Origin of the sequence: Roseateles sp. (assembly GCF_039595595.1) — a bacterium.
In the GTDB taxonomy this organism is placed as follows: Bacteria; Pseudomonadota; Gammaproteobacteria; order Burkholderiales; family Burkholderiaceae_C; genus Roseateles.
Genome location: NZ_JBCNLG010000002.1, coordinates 102,611 through 117,595 on the forward strand (window position 1 = coordinate 102,611; position 14,985 = coordinate 117,595).

The 14,985-nt window shown below is 67.3% G+C and carries 14 protein-coding genes; all 14 read left to right on the forward strand.

Annotated elements, in window-relative coordinates:
• Positions 1-6: 6 nt before the first annotated feature.
• Genes rfbF through ABDW61_RS03310 form a run of 14 tightly spaced genes read left to right on the forward strand, consistent with a single transcriptional unit; the run spans position 7 to position 14,969 of the window.
• Complete coding sequence (gene rfbF / locus ABDW61_RS03245; protein ID WP_343636155.1) at positions 7-780, forward strand: glucose-1-phosphate cytidylyltransferase; 774 nt, start codon at positions 7-9, stop codon at positions 778-780.
• On the forward strand, positions 771-1,850 hold the full coding sequence (rfbG, locus tag ABDW61_RS03250; protein ID WP_343636881.1) for a CDP-glucose 4,6-dehydratase: 1,080 nt from the start codon (positions 771-773) through the stop codon (positions 1,848-1,850). Before rfbF ends, rfbG begins: the two co-directional genes overlap by 10 nt.
• Positions 1,847-3,199: a lipopolysaccharide biosynthesis protein RfbH gene (rfbH, locus tag ABDW61_RS03255; RefSeq protein WP_343636157.1), complete on the forward strand. Its 1,353-nt coding sequence runs from the start codon at positions 1,847-1,849 to the stop codon at positions 3,197-3,199. The genes rfbG and rfbH overlap by 4 nt, the downstream gene beginning before the upstream one ends.
• Positions 3,200-3,201: 2 nt before the next feature.
• Complete coding sequence (locus tag ABDW61_RS03260) at positions 3,202-4,269, forward strand: NAD-dependent epimerase/dehydratase family protein (RefSeq protein WP_343636158.1); 1,068 nt, start codon at positions 3,202-3,204, stop codon at positions 4,267-4,269.
• A 1-nt stretch (position 4,270) separates the two neighbouring features.
• A complete protein-coding gene (locus ABDW61_RS03265) occupies positions 4,271-5,089 on the forward strand; it encodes a transketolase (RefSeq protein WP_343636160.1) in 819 nt (272 codons plus the stop codon).
• Positions 5,082-5,963 carry a transketolase C-terminal domain-containing protein gene (locus ABDW61_RS03270; protein ID WP_343636162.1) on the forward strand — a complete coding sequence of 294 codons (882 nt, stop codon included), beginning with the start codon at positions 5,082-5,084 and terminating at the stop codon, positions 5,961-5,963. Before ABDW61_RS03265 ends, ABDW61_RS03270 begins: the two co-directional genes overlap by 8 nt.
• Before the next feature lie 50 nt (positions 5,964-6,013).
• Entirely contained in the window at positions 6,014-7,051 is a 1,038-nt protein-coding gene (locus ABDW61_RS03275; RefSeq protein WP_343636164.1) for a glycosyltransferase family 2 protein, read from the forward strand.
• Complete coding sequence (locus tag ABDW61_RS03280) at positions 7,048-8,448, forward strand: hypothetical protein (protein WP_343636167.1); 1,401 nt, start codon at positions 7,048-7,050, stop codon at positions 8,446-8,448. The genes ABDW61_RS03275 and ABDW61_RS03280 overlap by 4 nt, the downstream gene beginning before the upstream one ends.
• Positions 8,448-9,062 (forward strand): acyltransferase, encoded by a 615-nt coding sequence (locus tag ABDW61_RS03285; protein ID WP_343636169.1) that lies wholly within the window; start codon positions 8,448-8,450, stop codon positions 9,060-9,062. The genes ABDW61_RS03280 and ABDW61_RS03285 overlap by 1 nt, the downstream gene beginning before the upstream one ends.
• Positions 9,059-10,297, forward strand: coding sequence for a hypothetical protein (locus ABDW61_RS03290; protein WP_343636171.1), 1,239 nt, complete (start codon positions 9,059-9,061; stop codon positions 10,295-10,297). The genes ABDW61_RS03285 and ABDW61_RS03290 overlap by 4 nt, the downstream gene beginning before the upstream one ends.
• Positions 10,298-10,303: 6 nt before the next feature.
• Positions 10,304-11,452: a glycosyltransferase family 1 protein gene (locus tag ABDW61_RS03295; protein ID WP_343636173.1), complete on the forward strand. Its 1,149-nt coding sequence runs from the start codon at positions 10,304-10,306 to the stop codon at positions 11,450-11,452.
• On the forward strand, positions 11,449-12,714 hold the full coding sequence (locus tag ABDW61_RS03300) for a hypothetical protein (RefSeq protein ID WP_343636175.1): 1,266 nt from the start codon (positions 11,449-11,451) through the stop codon (positions 12,712-12,714). The genes ABDW61_RS03295 and ABDW61_RS03300 overlap by 4 nt, the downstream gene beginning before the upstream one ends.
• 9 nt (positions 12,715-12,723) lie before the next feature.
• On the forward strand, positions 12,724-13,806 hold the full coding sequence (locus tag ABDW61_RS03305) for a glycosyltransferase family 1 protein (protein ID WP_343636177.1): 1,083 nt from the start codon (positions 12,724-12,726) through the stop codon (positions 13,804-13,806).
• Positions 13,807-13,817: 11 nt separating this feature from the next.
• Entirely contained in the window at positions 13,818-14,969 is a 1,152-nt protein-coding gene (locus ABDW61_RS03310) for a glycosyltransferase family 4 protein (RefSeq protein WP_343636179.1), read from the forward strand.
• Positions 14,970-14,985: the final 16 nt, after the last annotated feature.

Consider the following 14,985-nt stretch of genomic DNA (forward strand, 5'->3'; position numbering starts at 1 on the left):
CTTTCCATGAAAGCAGTGATCCTGGCCGGCGGCCTCGGCACCCGACTGAGCGAAGAGACCTCCACCCGTCCGAAGCCGATGGTGGAGATCGGCGGCAAGCCGATCCTGTGGCACATCCTCAAGATGTATTCGCACCACGGCGTCAACGACTTCGTGATCTGCTGCGGCTACAAGGGCTACGTGATCAAGGAGTACTTCGCCAACTACTTCCTGCACATGTCCGACGTCACCTTCGACATGCGCAGCAACCGGATGGAAGTCCATCACAAGCGCGCCGAGCCCTGGAACGTCACGCTGGTGGACACCGGCGACGACTCGATGACCGGCGGCCGCCTGCGCCGCGTCGCCGACTACGTCCGCAACGACGAGGCCTTCTGCTTCACCTATGGCGACGGCGTGAGCGACGTCGACATCGGCGCCGCGATCGACTTCCACAAGACCCATGGCAAGGCCGCGACGCTGACCGCCACCTACCCGCCCGGCCGCTTCGGCGCGCTGGACATCCAAGGCCATCAGATCAAGCAGTTCATGGAGAAGCCCAAGGGCGACGGCGCCATGATCAACGGCGGCTTCTTCGTGCTGTCGCCGCGCGTGCTGGACTACCTCGAGGACGACGCCACGGTCTGGGAACAGCAGCCGCTGCAGCGCCTGGCCGCCGATGGCGAGCTGATGGCCTACGAGCATCACGGCTTCTGGCAGCCGATGGACACGCTGCGCGACAAGACCTATCTCGAAGAGCTGTGGTCCGCCGGCAAGGCGCCGTGGAAGACCTGGAAATGACCGGCATCGCGCAGACCGATCCGGCCTTCTGGCAGGGCAAGCGCGTCCTGCTGACCGGCCACACTGGCTTCAAGGGCAGCTGGCTGAGCCTGTGGCTGCAATCCATGGGCGCGACACTGCGCGGCGTCTCGTTGACGCCGCCGACCGAGCCCGCGCTGTTCGACGTCGCCCGAGTCGCCGAAGGCATGGAGCACCGCATCGCCGACATCCGCGACTTCGCGGCGGTGAAGGCCGAGTTCGACGCCTTCAAGCCCGAGATCGTCATCCACATGGCGGCGCAGCCGCTGGTACGGCTGTCCTACCACCAGCCGATCGAGACCTACGCCACCAACGTGATGGGCACGGTGCACGTGCTCGAGGCCGCGCGCCATGCCGGCTCCGTCAAGGCCATCGTCAACATCACGACGGACAAGTGCTACGAGAACCGCGAGTGGGTCTGGGGCTACCGTGAAGACGAGCCGATGGGCGGCCACGATCCCTACTCCAACAGCAAGGGCTGCGCGGAGCTGGTCAGCTCCGCCTACCGCAAGTCCTTCCTGAAGGACGCCGGCATCGCGATGGCCACGGCCCGCGCGGGCAACGTCATCGGCGGTGGCGACTGGGCGCTGGACCGGCTGATCCCGGACATCCTGCGCGCGCTGCAGGACAAGCAGCCGGTGCTGATCCGCAATCCGCATGCGATCCGCCCGTGGCAGCACGTGCTGGAACCGCTGTCGGGCTATCTGCTGCTGGCCGAGCGTCTGTACACGCAGGGCCAGGCCGATGCCGAAGGCTGGAACTTCGGTCCGCGCGACGAGGACGCCCGTCCCGTGCAGTGGATCGTCGAGCACCTGTGCGAGACCTGGGGCGACGGCGCCTCCTGGACCTTGCAGCCGGGGAACCATCCCCATGAAGCCAGCTTCCTGAAGCTGGACATCTCCAAGGCGCGGCAGCGCCTGCATTGGGCCCCGCGCTGGTCGCTCGAGACCGCGCTGACCCGCATCACCGAATGGCATCAAGCCTGGTTGTCCGGCCAGGACATGCGCGCCGCCTGCCTGAATCAAATCTCCCAATACCGAGCCGACGTATGAGCACCACCCCCGTCAATTTCCAGCCGCAGCTCGACAAGCTGCGCAGCCAGATCAGCGAGCTGGTCCAGCAATACGCCGACATCGCGTATGCCCCCAAGGCCTTCGTGCCAGGCCAGACTCCCGTGCCCGTGTCCGGCAAGGTCATCGGCGCAGGCGAACTGAAGATGATGGTCGACGCCTCGCTGGACGGCTGGCTGACCACCGGACGCTTCAATGCCATGTTCGAGCAGCGCCTGGCGCAGTTCCTGGGCGTGAAGTACCTGATCACGGTGAACTCCGGCTCGTCGGCCAACCTGGTGGCGTTCTCGGCGCTGACCAGCCCGAAGCTGGGCGACCGCGCGATCAAGCAGGGTGACGAGGTCATCGGCGTCGCGGCCGGCTTCCCGACGACGGTGAACCCGATCGTGCAGTTCGGCGCGGTGCCGGTGTTCGTCGACGTCGACCTGGCCACGCACAACATCGACGCCAGCAAGATCGAGGCGGCGATCACGCCCAAGACCAAGGCCATCATGCTGGCCCACAGCCTGGGCAACCCGTTCAACCTGGACGTGGTCACGGCGCTGTGCAAGAAGTACAAGCTGTGGCTGGTCGAGGACTGCTGCGACGCGCTGGGCGCGACGTACAACGGCCAATTGGTCGGCACCTTCGGCGACATCGGCACCCTGAGCTTCTACCCGGCGCACCACATCACGATGGGCGAAGGCGGCGCGGTGTTCACCAACAACGCCGAGCTGAAGCTGATCGCTGAGTCCTTCCGCGACTGGGGCCGTGACTGCTACTGCCCGCCCGGCAAGGACAACACCTGCGACAAGCGCTTCTGCTGGACCAAGGAGCAACTGGGCGGCGACCTGCCGGACGGCTACGACCACAAGTACACGTACAGCCACCTGGGCTACAACCTGAAGATCTCCGACATGCAGGCCGCCTGCGCGCTGGCGCAGATGGACCGTGTCGAGGAGTTCATCGCCAAGCGCCGCGCCAACTTCGCCTACCTGAAGGCCAAGCTGGCCAGCGTCGAGCAGTTCCTGCACCTGCCCGAAGCGACGCCCAACAGCGAGCCGTCGTGGTTCGGCTTCCCGCTGATCGTGAAGGAGACGGCCGGCGTCAAGCGCGCGGACCTGATCAACTTCCTGGAAGAGAACAAGATCGGCACGCGGCTGCTGTTCGCGGGCAACCTGACGAAGCAGCCCTACATGGCCGGCCGCAACTACCGCATCAGCGGCGAGCTGACCAACACTGATGTCGTGATGAACCAGACCTTCTGGCTGGGCACCTTCCCGGCGCTGGGCCAGGAGCAGTTGGACTACATCGCGGGCAAGCTGGAAGAGTTCTTCGGCGTGAATTTCTGAGCATGAGCAGCGCTGCCTCTTCCCCTCTGCGGCTGCCGGCCGAAGACCTGGACCGCGTCGTCGATGCGGTCGGTGCCCGCTGGGAACGTCTGCGCGGTCAGCGCCTGCTGCTGACCGGCGGAACCGGCTTCATCGGCAAGTGGCTGCTGGCGACCTTCCTGCACGCCAACCAGCGGCTGGACCTGGCCGCGCGCGTCGTCGTGCTGAGCCGCCGGCCGGAGGCCTTCCTCGACGAGTTCGCCGAACTGCGCGGCGCCGCCGGGATCGAGTGGCTCACCGGCGACGTGCGGAGCCTCGCTCCGGAGGCGGCGGGCGAATGCAGCTTCGCCATCCATGCGGCGACCGATGTCGTGGCCACCAGCACACCGGCAGACATCCTGGACACCTGTACCACGGGCACGCGCCGCGTCCTCGATGCGATGTCGCCCGGCACCGCGCCCCGCCGCCTGCTGCTGCTGAGCTCCGGCGCCGTCTACGGCCGCACGCCGCCGGAACTCGGCGCCATCCCAGAGGACTGGACCGGCGCGCCCGATCCGCTGGCGCCGGCCTCGGCCTACGGCGAAGGCAAACGGGTGAGCGAGCTGCTGTGCGCGATGGCGACGGCGGCGCGTCCGGGACTCGAGGTGTCGATCGCTCGCTGCTTCGCCTTCGTCGGGCCGCACCTGCCGCTCGACAAGCATTTCGCCATCGGCAACTTCATCGGCGCCGCGTTGCGTGGCGAGGACATCCGCATCCAGGGGGACGGCACCCCGCTGCGCAGCTATCTCTACGCCGCGGACCTCGCGCACTGGCTTTGGGTGATGCTCTTCGACGCGCCAAGCGGCCGCGCCTACAACGTTGGTGGTGCCGAGGCGCTGTCGATCGGTGAGCTCGCCCATCGCGTCAATCACGTCCTGCAAGGCACCGGCGAAGTCCGGATCGCCCAGACGCCGCGCCCTGGCGCCGCGCCGCAGGCCTATCTGCCCTCGGTCGACCGCATCGCCGCTGAACTCGGCCTGACCGCGACGGCCGGCCTGGACGACGCCATCCTTCGCACGGCCCGCTGGGCCGCCTCCTCTTCCCGGGACTGACATGAACAGCCTCCACATCGACAGCCAGGACCTGGCCCGCCGCATGCGCATCCAGGCGCTGCAGATGGTGCACCGGGCCAAGGCCTCGCACATTGGCTCCGCCCTCTCGATCTGCGACATCGTCGCCGTGCTCTATGGCCAGGTGCTGCGCCTGGATCCGAAGCAGCCGACGGCGGCGCAGCGAGACCGCTTCATCCTGAGCAAGGGCCACGCCTGCGTCGCGATCTACGCCGCGCTCGCCGAGACCGGCTTCTTCCCCACGGACGACCTGCTGAAGTACGGCCAGGACCATTCGGTGCTGATGAACCACATCAGCCACAAAGTGGCGGGCGTCGAGTTCTCCACCGGTTCGCTGGGTCATGGCCTGCCCTTCGGCACCGGCAAGGCGCTGGCCGCGAAGCGCTCGAAGCAGGACTGGCGCACGGCCGTGCTGCTCAGCGATGGCGAGCTCGGCGAAGGCTCGAACTGGGAGGCAATGATGTTCGCCGCCCACCATCAGCTGGACAACCTGGTCGCGATCGTCGACTACAACAAGCTGCAGAGCCTCACGACCGTCGACAAGACGCTGCGTGTGGAGCCGCTGGCCGACAAGGCGCGCGCCTTCGGCTGGGCCGTCCGTGAGGTCGATGGCCATGACCATGCCGCGATGACCGCGCTGTTGAGCGCGCTGCCGTGGGAGCCCGGCAAGCCCTCCTTCCTGATCGCCCACACGACCAAGGGCAAGGGCGTCAGCTTCATGGAGAACAGCGTTGACTGGCACTACAAGTCGCCCTCCGCGGAACAACTCGCCCAGGCGCTGGGAGAACTGAATCATGCGTAATGCCTTCATCCAGGAACTGGTGACGCTGGCCCGCCAGCATCCGCAGATCGCGCTGATCGTCGGCGACCTCGGCTACTCCGTCGTCGAGCCCTTCGCCGACGAGTTTCCGGACCGCTTCATCAATGCCGGCGTCGCCGAACAGAACATGACCGGCCTGGCCGCCGGCATGGCGTCCGAGGGCTATCACGTCTTCACGTACTCCATCGCCAACTTCCCGACCTTCCGCTGCGCGGAGCAGATCCGCAACGACGTGGCGTATCACAAGCTGCCGGTCACCGTGGTGGCCGTGGGTGGTGGCCTGGCCTATGGCGCACTGGGCTACTCCCACCACGCGGTGCAGGACTACGCGCTGATGCGCACGCTGCCCAACATGCTGATCGCCGCGCCCGGCGATCCGATGGAGACGCGCGCCTGCATGCGCTATCTGGTCGAGAACCCGGGCCCGTCGTACTTGCGTCTGGGCAAGGCGGGTGAGCCGAACTTCCACGGTGCTCCGCCCGAAGTCGCTCCTGGGCGCTGGCTGAAAGTGCGCGAGGGCAACGACAAGCGCGCCCTGCTCAGCACCGGCGCTGGTCTCCAGATCGCGATGGACTGGATCAAGACGGACGAGCATGCCGATCGGGCGGTGTACACGATGCCGCTCTGGTCCATGGCCGACAAGCCCGCGCAGGCCGGGTTGCTGCGCGCTCATGATGAGGTCGTGACGATCGAGGATCACCTGCAGGACGGCGGCTTCGGCTCGTGGTTGCTGGAAGCGAAGGCGATGGACGCCGCGCTCGCCTGCACGGTCCGGCCCGTGGCGCTGAGTCCCGCCGTTTGCGGCACCGTCGGCTCCCAGGCGACGCTGAACCGGCTCGGCGGCCTGACCGCCTGAGTTCCCTTCCACCGTCGCAAACGCCCGCGCACCACCAGACGCCAAATCCCGTGCTCGCATCTCCGGCTACTCCCGCACTCACCATCATCATCCCCACCTTCAACCGCGCGCCTTGTCTGCGGATGTTGCTGGGCGCGCTGAAGGTGGAACTCCGAGGTCTGGAAGGCCGCGTCGCCGTCGTGGTCGGCGACAACGCGTCTTCGGACGACACGCCGGACGTCGCGCGGGACTTCGCCTCGGTTTGGACCGATACGCGGGTGCTCCGGCACGAGACGAACGTTGGCCCCGACGAGAACTTCTGCCGGTGCGTCGAGCAGGTGAACTCGACCTATTTCTGGATCATCGGCGACGACGACCTGCCGCGGGCTGGCGCCATTGCGGCACTGCTGCATTTGCTCGACATGCAGCAGCCCGACCTGCTGTACATGGACAGCCGTTGGACGCCGACGCTGTCGAGCCACGACGAGGCAGGCGCCACCGGCCCGCTCCGAGCTTCGTTGAATGACCGGGCGACTTTCGCGCGCCGCGTACACATCTGGACGACATTCATCTCCGGCAGCATCGTCCGCACGGAACTGGTGTCGACCTCCTCGCTGCGACGGTATACCGGCACCAACCTCGTACAACTCGGCTGGATCTTCGATGCCTTGAAGCAGGGAGAGCGCTTCGTGCATGTCGCCACTCCCTGCATGCTGGCGACGTCCGGAGCTTCGGGCGGCTATGCCGTACTGAAGGTGTTCGGCCAGAACTTCCCGCGCATTGTGCGAGACGCGCTGTCGGGCAATCGCGCGCTCGAGTCGATCGCGGCGGACGTCATCTCCAGGGCGTCGATCGCCTACCTGCCCAACCTCGTCTGGGCCTTCCGCGAGGCCAAGGCGGGCAACTTCGACCAGAGCGAAAGCGTGACAGCCACACTCGGTCCTGAACTTGGCCGCACCCTGCCATACCGGCTGCTGATCCGGCCGATGGCGGATGCGTCCCCCCGCATGGCGAAAGGGCTGCTCAAGCTGTCGCACGTCACCACGCGAATCGTGTCGCGCCTGGACCTGCTGCGCGCACGCCTCAGCGGCGGACTGCACGCCCTATGAGCGCCCTGCGGTCAGAACACGGACGGGCGCAGCGCCTCTGGCGCGCCGCGGGCCTTGACTTCCACGTCCTGGCGACTTTGCTCTTCCGCGGCTGGGGCATCCTCGCCGGCGGTGTCACCACGTTGCTGCTGCCCTTCTGGCTCTCGCCAGCGCAGCAGGGCTTCTATTACACCTTCGGCAGTCTGCTCGCGCTGCAGGTCTTCTTCGAGCTCGGTCTCAACCAGGTCATCGTCCAGTTGGTCGGGCATGAGGCGGCCCATCTCCAGTTCCACGACGACGGCACGGTCAGCGGTGACGCAGCGCGACGCGCTCGGCTGCAGGCCATTCGCCGGCTCGTCACGCGCTGGTACCTCGTGGCTGCCGTGCTGTTCGCAGCGGTAGGCGGCCTCGCGGGCCACGTCTTCTTCGAACGACGCGCCGCACTCCCTGCGCCGGAGTGGGAGCTTGCCTGGTTCGCCCTGGTGCTGACCTCGGCGGTCAACCTGTTCCTCAGCCCGCGCCTGGCCATCATTGAAGGCACGGGCCGCGTCGGTCAGGTGGCTCGCCTGCGCCTGATCCAGTCGTTCGTCGGCTACGGCGCGATGTGGCTGCTGTTGATCGCAGGCGCTGGCCTGTGGGTCGCCGTCGCGGTGCCGGGGGTGTCATCGCTGGTCACCCTGCTCTGGCTGCGCGCCCGCGGGGAACTCCGGCGTCGCGAGGCCGTCGCCGACGACGGCCGTCAGCCCCTCATCAGCTGGCGCAAGGACATCTTTCCGCTGCAATGGCGCATTGCCGTCAGTTGGGCCTGCGGCTACTTCATCTTCAACCTGTTCACGCCCATCATCTTCGCTCACCACGGCGCACGCGAAGCTGGCCAGTTCGGCATGGCGATGGCGATCTTCAACGCGGCCACGACCGTCGGACTGAGCTGGATCAACGCCAAGACGCCGGCGTTCACGATGCACATTTCCCGTGGCGAATCGATGGCCCTGAACGGTCTGTTCCGGGCCGTCACGATCCGCTCGACGGCGTTCACGGGATTGTTGTCCTTCGGTTTCGTCGGCACGGTCGCGATCGCTACGGCCTTTGCGGTACCGGGTCTGCATCGCCTCGCCAGCGGCTGGACCCTGTGGTGGCTCGCCATTGCGACCACGATCAACGTCCTCGTTTATGCGTGTGCAAGCTACATGCGTGCGCACCGGGAGGAACCCATGGTCCCGGTCTCCATCGTCTCCGCGCTGTGCACCGTGGCCGTGGTGCTGACGACGGCCGACGCGCCCATTCCACTGATGATGGCGCTCTATGCGGGCATCAGCGCACTCGTCACGCTACCTTGGACGGTGATGCTGCTGCGCCGCTATCGGGCCCGTCATGCCGTCGAGGCGATGGCCCCGCCCGCCACTACCGCGCAACGCTGATGCCATTCCTGTTCAAGATCATTGACCGGCTCGGCCGGATCAAGGACAGCGCCTTCAGCCATTGGCATCGCCAGCGGTTCGCCGCCTGCGGCCCCAACGCGCTGATCCGCTCCCCCCGCATCATCTACGGCGGCCGCTTCATCCACATCGGCTCCGGCTTCGACGCCTTCCCTGGCCTGCGCATCGAGGCCTTCGATCGCCACCTGGACAAACGCTTCACGCCCCGCATCACGATCGGCGACCGCGTGAGCATCAACTACGACTGCCACATCGGCTGCGTCAACGAGATCACCATCGGCAACGACGTGCTGCTGGCCAGCCGCGTCTACATCTCCGACCACAGCCACGGCGCTCCGGACTATCACGACGTCGACGTCCCGCCCTCCGTGCGCAAGGTGTTCTCCAAAGGGCCCGTCGTCATCGAGGACGGCGTCTGGATTGGCGAGGGCGCCTGCGTGCTGCCCGGCGTGCGCATCGGCCGCCACGCCATCGTCGGCGCCAACGCCGTCGTGACCCGCGACGTTCCGCCCTACGCGATCGTCGGCGGCGTCCCCGCCCGAGTTCTCAAGACCCTGTCCCCCGGCAGCCGCTCCGCGGCACCGATCCAGTCATGATCCACATCTTCACGATCACCGCCAGAAACTACCTCAGCCTGGCGCTGACCCTCGGCGACTCCATCGCGCGCCACCACCCCGAGGCCCGCTTCACGATCTGCGTCGCCGATGGCCTCGATCAACTGGATGGGCTGCTTCCTGCGACGCGTCATCCCGGCCACCGCCTGGTCTCCGCGCTGGACCTGCTGCCGCGCGCCGAGCTGGACGACATCGCGTTCAAATACAACATCACCGAGTACTGCACGGCCATCAAGCCGCTGATGTTCAAGTCCCTGTTCGCCGACCCGGCCGTCGACCTGGTCTATTACATGGACCCGGACACCCACCTCTATCAACGCCTGGATCCCATCACCGAAGGCACGCCGGACAAGACGCTCTATCTGGCCCCCCACCTGATCGACTGCCGCCTGGCCGACGACCACCCCTACCCGGAGTTCCGTCATCTCTGGGAAGGCATCTTCAATCTGGGCTTCTGCGCCCTCCGCCGCACCGCGTCCACCCCCCGCATCCTGGACTGGTGGGACGCGCGTCTGCGCGAGTACTGCTACGCCGACCATGTGGACGGCCTGCACACCGACCAGAAGTGGATGGACTACGCGCCCGTCTTCTTCCAGGACGAACTGCAGGTCGTGCGTCACTACGGCGTGAACGCCGCCCACTGGAACCTCGCCGAGCGCCCGATCGAACGCCGTGACGGCACCTACTTCGCCGGCCGCGATCCGCTGATCTTCTTCCACTTCTCCGGCTTCGAGTTCCGCGGCAACTCGCTCACCAAGCACACCCCCGCCCACCATCAGGGCAGCTACACCACACCGACCCTGCTGGCCTTCGCGCAGCAGTACCGCGAGGCGGTGCACGCCAACGGCTATGAGCGCCTGCTGGCCGTGCCCTATGCCTTCGCCGCCTTCGACGACGGCACGCCCATCACCCAGCCACATCGGCGCCTCTACCGCGTGCGGGCCAAGGAGGCGAGCTTCGCCGCGCCCTTCACCGCCGGCGGCCCCTTCTATGCAGAGCTCGCGTCCGCCGGTCTGCTCGACCGCAGCCCGGCCGCCAAGGCGAACTACTCGAAGGCCACGGTCGGCGACATGGCCGGCAAGATCCGGAAGGTGGAAGGCGCGATGCGCCTGCTGCTCAAGGTCCTGGGCGTGCGGCGGTACGCGCAACTGGTGAAGCTCGCCGCCTGGCTCGGACGCTTCGAGCACCACCGCTTCCTGCTCGACAAGCGCGGCTGACCCGTCATGACCGAGCGCTCAGTCCCGCCCCAGCCGCACCTCCTGGTGGACGCGCGCCCGCTCAACGGCGCTCGCAACGGCATCACGCGCTTCGTGGAACAGCTGGTCGCGGCGTGGCCCCACCCGCCAGCGTTCCGGACCACGCTCGTCTCCAACAAGCCGATCCGCAGCAACGCCTCGCTTCCCGACGGCATCGACTGTCTGCACGACACGCATCCGCTCTCCCGCCTGCCCGGCACCCTCTGGATGACCTTGCGCGTGCCGGCGCTGGCGCGCCAGCTCGGCGCGACCCACTTCCTCGGAACACAGCACGTGCTGCCGCTCTGGCGCACCGGCAAACTCGAACAAGGCGTCGTCGTGCACGACCTTGTCTTCGAACTGTTCCCGCACACCATGGCGCGGACGAACCGCCTGCTCACCGGCTTCTTCGCGCCGCGCTCGATCCGCCGCGCCGATCACCAGTTCTGCGTGTCCCGCACCACGCGCGACGACATGGCGGCCCAGCTCGGCGTTCCGCTGGATCGCGCCAAGGTGTGCTACCCCGGGCGCACGCCCGACCTGAACTCGGCCGCCACGAAACGCCCCCCCCGCGACCCGGCCACCCTGTCGCTGCTGGTGGTCGGATCGATGGAGCCGCGCAAGAACGTCCCGCGCTTCCTGCAGGCCTTCCTCATCGCCGCCGAGCGCGATCCGCGCCTGACCCTGGACCTGGTCAGCGGCGACGCCTGGGGTGACGTGCTGGGCGACGCCGTCTGGACGGCGATCCGCCAGCATCCGCGCATCCGCATCCATCAGCGCATCTCGGACCAGGCCCTGCGTGCGCTCTACAGCGCCGCGGACTACCTCGTCTTCCCCAGCCTCTACGAAGGCTTCGGTCTACCCATCCTCGAGGCCGTGGGCCATTGCGCGGTCATCGCCAATGACATTCCGATCTTCCGGGAACTCGCGGCCGTGATCGACGGCATCCACCTGACGGACCTGCAGGCCGCCCCGGCCGAGATCGCGGCGGGGCTGGCGCGCCTGCTGGCAACAGCCGACCGCAGCGTCGTGGCGGACGACCATGGCCGTTTCTCCTGGCAGGTAGCCGCCAGCCGCATGCTCACCGCGATGGGGCTGATGAACGGCCCTTCCCAGACATGGAGCCCCCGACGATGAACGCCCCAGCGCCCCAGCGCCCCAGCGGCAGCGGACTGCCCTCCGCGCCCGCCACCGGCGTCGCCCTGTTGTCGTGGACCTTCCCGCGCGTCGGGCCGTTCAAGTTCACCGAGGTGCTGGCGTTGCTCAGCCTCACCGGTGCGCTTCAATCCCCCCGCACCGTCCAGCGCGTCTTCAATTGCTACGGCTTCTTCCTGCTGGCCACTCTCCTGGCCTGTCTGCCGGCGATGTTCACTTTGGGCACGGGCGACAACAGCCTGACCAGCGACAAGGGACTCTATTCGTCGCCGGAGGCCTCGCTGCTGATGACGGTGGTGCGCACCGTGGCCTACCTGCTGGTGGTGACGGGCCTGACTCACTTCTTCCGCACCGTGTCGGATGCCAGGATGCGCAGGACGCTGGACTGGTGTTACGCGCTGTCGCTGCTGCCGGGCCTGCTGCAGATGCTGCGCATGTACTCCGGCGTCCACTTCGACCTGCCCTACTTCGAGCGCGCCGGCCTGGGGCCCTTCAGCGGCGTGTACGACTCCGGCTATCTGCGGCTCATGGGTTTCGAGTTCGAACCCCTGGGCTACGGCACCAGCCTCATGGTGGTGTGCTGCCTGCGCGTCTTCGCGCGAAGCCGATGGCCCCTCCTGGGCCTGCTCGTGCTGGCCCACACCTTCAGCGCCGGCGCGATCGTGGCCTCGGGCGCCGCGCTGCTGATGGGCTATCCGCAGCGCCTGCGCCGCTACGTCACGCCGGTCTACGCGCTGCTGTTCGCGGTGCTCTGCATCGTCGTCTGGATCCATCTGGATGAACTGCTGACCCTGCTCTCATTCCAGCGCTCGGCATCCGAGCGGATCAACGCATTGGGCGTGTGCATCAACATGTGGCTGGACCATCCCTTCGGTGTCGGTCCCGGCCTCTACGGCTACTTCCTCAACCTCTACGACCTGGCCAACTTCCCGACGCCGCAGCTGGACTGGTATCCCAACAACGACCCCGCCATGTTTCTGGCTTATGGCGGCGTGCTGTACCTGCTCTCCTACCTCTGGGTCTTCCATTACGCGCTGTCGGTCACGCCGTCCCGCTGGGTCCGCATCGCCCTGGTCGGTCTGCTGGTGCAGTCCATCAGCTCCTACATGTTCTTCAATCCCGCCGCCGCTGTGGTCATCGCCATCGCACTGTCGGGACGCTCGCTTCCGCCCGTGATCCGGAAAAAGAAGAGGCGCACAGCCCTGCCCGCCCCCACGCCGCCGGTCTCTCCGGTCGCCGCCTGACATCACTACATGCTCTTCATCAACGGCAAGTTCCTCGCTCAATCCCTGACCGGCGTCCAGCGCTACGCGATCGAGCTCCTGCAGGCCTTCGACGCACTATTGGCCGACGGCGCCTGGATGGCGCCCAGCCCCGTGGTGCTGCTGGTCCCGTCCAAGCGCGTGCAGCCGCTGCCGGCGCTGCGCCACATCCAGATCCGCGAGATCCCCTCGGGCAACCTGCACCTCTGGGAACAGGTCCGCCTGCCCTGGGCCGCTCGCGGCGCGACGCTGATCAACCTTGCCGGCAGCACGCCGCTGATCAAGTTCGGTCAGGTCTGCACCTTCCACGACACGGCCGTCTTCGACGTCCCCACGTCCTTCAGCGCGAACTTCGTGCGCTGGTACCGGCTGCTGTTCAAGGTCCAGGGCCGGCTCAGCCGCCGGGTGCTGACCGTGTCGGAGTTCTCCAAGGGGCGGTTGGTCCACCACCTGGGCATCAGGGCGGACAAGATCGCTGTCGTCCACTGCGGGGCCGACCACATGCGCCGCCAGCCCGCCGACGACGCGGTGCTCGCCAAGCTCGGTGTCGAGTCGGGCCGCTACTTCCTGGCCGTCGGCAGCGCGAATCCCAACAAGAACTTCGCGCGTCTCATCGAAGCCTTCGCCGGCCTGGAGGATCCGCAAGCCCGATTGGTCGTCGTGGGCGGGAGCAACGCGACCGTGTTCGCGAACAGCTCGAATGCGGCCCGCGAGGACTCTCGCATCGTCCGCGCCGGCCGCCTGACCGACGACGAGATCAAGGCGCTGTACAGCAACGCCCGTGTGTACGTCTTCCCCTCCATCTACGAGGGCTTCGGTCTGCCGCCCGTTGAAGCAATGTTCTGCGACTGCCCGGTCCTGGCTGCCCGCGCGGCGTCGATCCCGGAGATCTGCGGCAGTGGCGCGGCCTTCTTCGATCCGTATTCGGTGGAAGACATCCGCGCCTCGATGCGGCGGGCCCTCCATGACGACGCCTGGCTGGAGGCGCTGCGCCGCGCCGGCAGCGCCCGCGCCGAGACCTTCACCTGGCACAACGCGGCCCTGAGCCTGGTGCGCACGCTCTCCGAGCTCTGATCCCGTCTCTCATGACCACCCGCAAGAAGATCGTCCACCTTCAGCTCCTGCCCCTGATGAGCGGCGTGCAAAAGGTGTCCCTCGATGAACTGGCCCATCTGGACCCGGCCCGCTATGAGCGCATCGCCGTGTGCAAGTGTGAGGGCGAGTTCACCGAACAGCTGCGCAGGATTGGCGTGCGCGTGCATCTGGTCCCCGAACTGGAGCGCGCGATCTCGCCCAGGCGCGACGTGCAGGCCTACCTCGCACTGCGAGATTTCTTCCGGGCCGAACGTCCGGACATCGTCCACACGCATTCGTCCAAGACCGGCATCCTGGGACGCCTGGCCGCCAAGGCGGCCAAGGTCCCGACCATCGTTCATACGGTGCATGGCTACGCATTCCCGGGCGAGTCGCGCCAGGCCATCAAGGCCATCTTCAAGTTCCTCGAGCGCAAGGCCGGTCAGGTCACTGACCGGATGATCGTGCTCAACGACACCGACAAGGCCATCGCCCGGGACCTCCTCGGCGTGCCGGAGAGCCGCCTGACGCTGCTGCCCAATGGCGTGGATGTCGACGCTTACGCGCCCGCCTCACCCGAGCGCCGCGCCGCGCTGCGCGCTGGCGAATTCGGCGTCCACGACGCGGACCACGTCATCGTGGGCATGATCGGCCGCCTGTGGCTGCAGAAGAATCCGCAGTGCTTCGTGCGCGCGGCCATCCGCGTGACGGCGCTGCGGCCGAACGTCAGCTTTTTCATGATCGGGGACGGCGAGTTCCGGGCCGAACTGGAAGCCGCCATCCAGGCCAGCGGTGACGCGCAGCGCATCCGTATCCTGGGCTGGCGCAGCGACGTGCCCGAGTTGCTGAAGGCGCTCGACCTGATGGTGCTGCCGTCGCGCTGGGAGGGCATGCCCCTGGCGATCCTCGAGGCGATGTCTTCCGCTGTTCCGGTCGTGGCCAGCGACATTCCCGGCAACCACCACCTGGTGGAGGACGGCAGCGACGGCCGGCTGTTCCCGCTCGACGACGACGAGGCCCTCGCGGCCGCGTTGATCGAGCTCGTCGATGACCCCGGCTGGCGCGCGCGCTTCTCGGCCCAGGCCCGGGCCAAGGTGCTGGCCCGCTACACGCTGTCCGCGCGCATGGACAAGATCACGGCGATCTACGAGTCCCCGCGCTGAGGCTTGAGCGGCGCCG

Excerpts from the sequence above, each read along its gene's own strand:
- rfbF (WP_343636155.1), top strand. The coding sequence starts at position 7 with ATGAAAGCAGTGATCCTGGCCGGCGGCCTCGGCACCCGACTGAGCGAA.
- rfbH (WP_343636157.1), top strand. The coding sequence starts at position 1,847 with ATGAGCACCACCCCCGTCAATTTCCAGCCGCAGCTCGACAAGCTGCGC.
- ABDW61_RS03260 (WP_343636158.1), top strand. The coding sequence starts at position 3,202 with ATGAGCAGCGCTGCCTCTTCCCCTCTGCGGCTGCCGGCCGAAGACCTG.
- ABDW61_RS03265 (WP_343636160.1), top strand. The coding sequence starts at position 4,271 with ATGAACAGCCTCCACATCGACAGCCAGGACCTGGCCCGCCGCATGCGC.
- ABDW61_RS03270 (WP_343636162.1), top strand. The coding sequence starts at position 5,082 with ATGCGTAATGCCTTCATCCAGGAACTGGTGACGCTGGCCCGCCAGCAT.
- ABDW61_RS03280 (WP_343636167.1), top strand. The coding sequence starts at position 7,048 with ATGAGCGCCCTGCGGTCAGAACACGGACGGGCGCAGCGCCTCTGGCGC.
- ABDW61_RS03285 (WP_343636169.1), top strand. The coding sequence starts at position 8,448 with ATGCCATTCCTGTTCAAGATCATTGACCGGCTCGGCCGGATCAAGGAC.
- ABDW61_RS03290 (WP_343636171.1), top strand. The coding sequence starts at position 9,059 with ATGATCCACATCTTCACGATCACCGCCAGAAACTACCTCAGCCTGGCG.
- ABDW61_RS03295 (WP_343636173.1), top strand. The coding sequence starts at position 10,304 with ATGACCGAGCGCTCAGTCCCGCCCCAGCCGCACCTCCTGGTGGACGCG.
- ABDW61_RS03300 (WP_343636175.1), top strand. The coding sequence starts at position 11,449 with ATGAACGCCCCAGCGCCCCAGCGCCCCAGCGGCAGCGGACTGCCCTCC.
- ABDW61_RS03305 (WP_343636177.1), top strand. The coding sequence starts at position 12,724 with ATGCTCTTCATCAACGGCAAGTTCCTCGCTCAATCCCTGACCGGCGTC.
- ABDW61_RS03310 (WP_343636179.1), top strand. The coding sequence starts at position 13,818 with ATGACCACCCGCAAGAAGATCGTCCACCTTCAGCTCCTGCCCCTGATG.